The following is a 2,417-nucleotide window of genomic DNA, read 5'->3' as shown; positions in this document are numbered from 1 at the left end:
TAAATCGTTATTTATACACCGCTATGTTAGCCCGTTGGGTGGGGGCTGAATTTCTGGGAATCTACTCTATGGCCAATGCCATTATGCTGATTTCTGAAGTACTGGGAAAAATGGGATTAGAAACTGGCATTATGCGATTTGTCAGTCGTATGAATCCGAAATCCGATTCAGAGAAAATTCAAAAATTGATCGCTTCATCATTGAAAATGACAACTATATTTTCACTAGTTATCATGGTTGGGCTAATCCTTTCATCAGGATTTATCGTTGATGGAATTCTAAACGAACCACCATTATTAACTTCAGTCATTATTGTATTCGCCGTTGCGATTCCTTTTAATGGATTAACACTTGTTTCTGCATTTGCAACGCAAGGATTCAAACGGCTTAAGTATAAAACGTTGGTAACCCAGTTTTTAAATCCCACTATTCTATTAGGTAGCATGGTGATATGTTTCTGGTTCGTATCAATCGAATCGGCAGTTATGGCGCCAATGCTGATTACTGGAATTGTTGGTTTTTTTGTAATGGTGGTTGTTCTAAAAAGAGTATCCGGTGTATCCAATGATCAAATCATAAAAGCTAAATTTGATTCTACCTTATTAAAATTTTCATATCCACTCATGTTTGTGACTATACTTCAAACTTTTATGCATTGGATGGATATTTTAATGTTAGGATATTTTACTGATGCTACCACTGTTGGATTATATCATCCTGCCGCACGAACGGCCGGGTTACTTCAGGCGCTTCTTTTATCATTTATCAGTATTTATGCGCCAATGGCATCCCAATTTCATGCAAAGGGTGAAAGGGGGGAATTGGCCGATACATACAAATTGGTAAGTAGATGGTTATTAATATGTGCCATTCCAATTTCAGCCATTTTTATTATTTTTCCAGGAAAAGTTCTATTACTGTTCGGCCCGGAGTATTTACCCAGTGCAAAGATATTAGTTATTTTAACAGGAGCGACATTTATTCAAGCATTGCTTGGTGCTGCAGGACCGACCTTAAGTATGTCCGGCCATACAAAATTGGTATTGTGGAATACCATCGGCGCATTTACGCTGAATTTTGGATTAAATATTTTCCTAATACCAAAGTATGGTATTATAGGTGCAGCCATGGCCACCTTAATTTCTTTAACTGCTGTAGGGTTAGCTCGAACAATTGAAGTGGGTTTTATCCTTAAAATGAACTTTTTTGATCGAAAAGTGATTAAGCCAATAATTGCGGGAATTGTGGTTTTTGTAGGGCTTTTCTTTATCAAGGATTTCATTATGCACTTTCATACATTGGTTACACTATGTATCGCTGGAATATTCTCGATAGGAAGTTTCGGATTAATTATGTGGCTACTAAAAATTGAAGAAGAAGATTTAGATTTTTTCAAAGGGCTCAATGCTTTAAAAGGACGCAAATAAGAAATGAGAATGGACTGGAAAAACCCTGTAGTCATTGCATCCGGGTTGATGCTTGTAATAATTGCCGTTTTGTTTGAACCGGTTATTTTTGGTGGAAAGACATTCGGTTCACCGGATAGTCTTAGTCCCAAAGCAATTGGTATCGCACTCAATGATTTATCCGAAGAATCAGGTGAATTTCCGCAATGGCAGCCATGGGTTTTTAGCGGTATGCCAACTGCGGAAGCATTCACAAATTTATCCAAACTTTACTTTCCGGAATATTTTTTCAAACTGTTTTTCCTCCCAGGATTAATTATCCAATTGCTCCATTTACTGTTTGCGGGAATTGGTGGGTTCCTCTTATTAAGGCATTTTAAATGTTCTGAGTGGGCGGCAGGATTGGGTGCAACGGCCTTTATGATAACCCCATATATGGTCACAATGGTTGTGTTTGGTCATGGTAGCCAAATGATGACAGCAGCTTATATCCCATGGATTTTGTGGCTTACGGTTCGATTGTGGCAAAATCCTAATTTATGGGATTCAGGATGGTTGGCTCTTTTACTAGGGTTTCAGCTTCAAAGGGCCCATGCTCAGATTGCCTATTATACATGGTTGCTCATTGGTGCTTATATATTAATTCAATTAGTAGATGGTCTACGTAATCCAAATAAAAGATTATTTTTGGGAAAAGGGCTGGGGTTATTTTCATTCGCTTGTTTAGTGGGGATTGGTATTTCCATATTAATCTATTTACCGGCAATGGATTACACACCTTTTTCTGTTCGGGGAGGTTCAGCCAGTGGAGGGGCGGATTATAATTATGCCACTGGATGGTCATTCCATCCAAAGGAAATACTTACGTTTTTTATTCCTTCTGCATTTGGATTCGGAGGCCAACCTTATTGGGGCTATATGCCTTTCACAGACTACCCAAATTATATGGGCATCATCATTTTACTATTAGCAGTTATCGGTCTTTTCCGAAAGTGGGAATTGATTCACCAG

At 38.3% G+C, this 2,417-nt stretch carries 2 protein-coding genes; both read left to right on the top strand.

Annotated elements, in window-relative coordinates:
* Positions 1 to 1,427 (top strand): oligosaccharide flippase family protein (locus tag HN459_03800; GenBank protein ID MBT3478567.1); only part of this gene is annotated, 1,427 nt, incomplete at its 5' end.
* Between the two features lie 9 nt (positions 1,428 to 1,436).
* Positions 1,437 to 2,417 (top strand): hypothetical protein (locus tag HN459_03795; GenBank protein ID MBT3478566.1); only part of this gene is annotated, 981 nt, incomplete at its 3' end.

This window comes from Candidatus Neomarinimicrobiota bacterium (assembly GCA_018647265.1).
Classification (GTDB): Bacteria; Fidelibacterota; Marinisomatia; order Marinisomatales; family TCS55; genus TCS55.
This window is presented reverse-complemented; position numbering and strand designations above follow the sequence as displayed.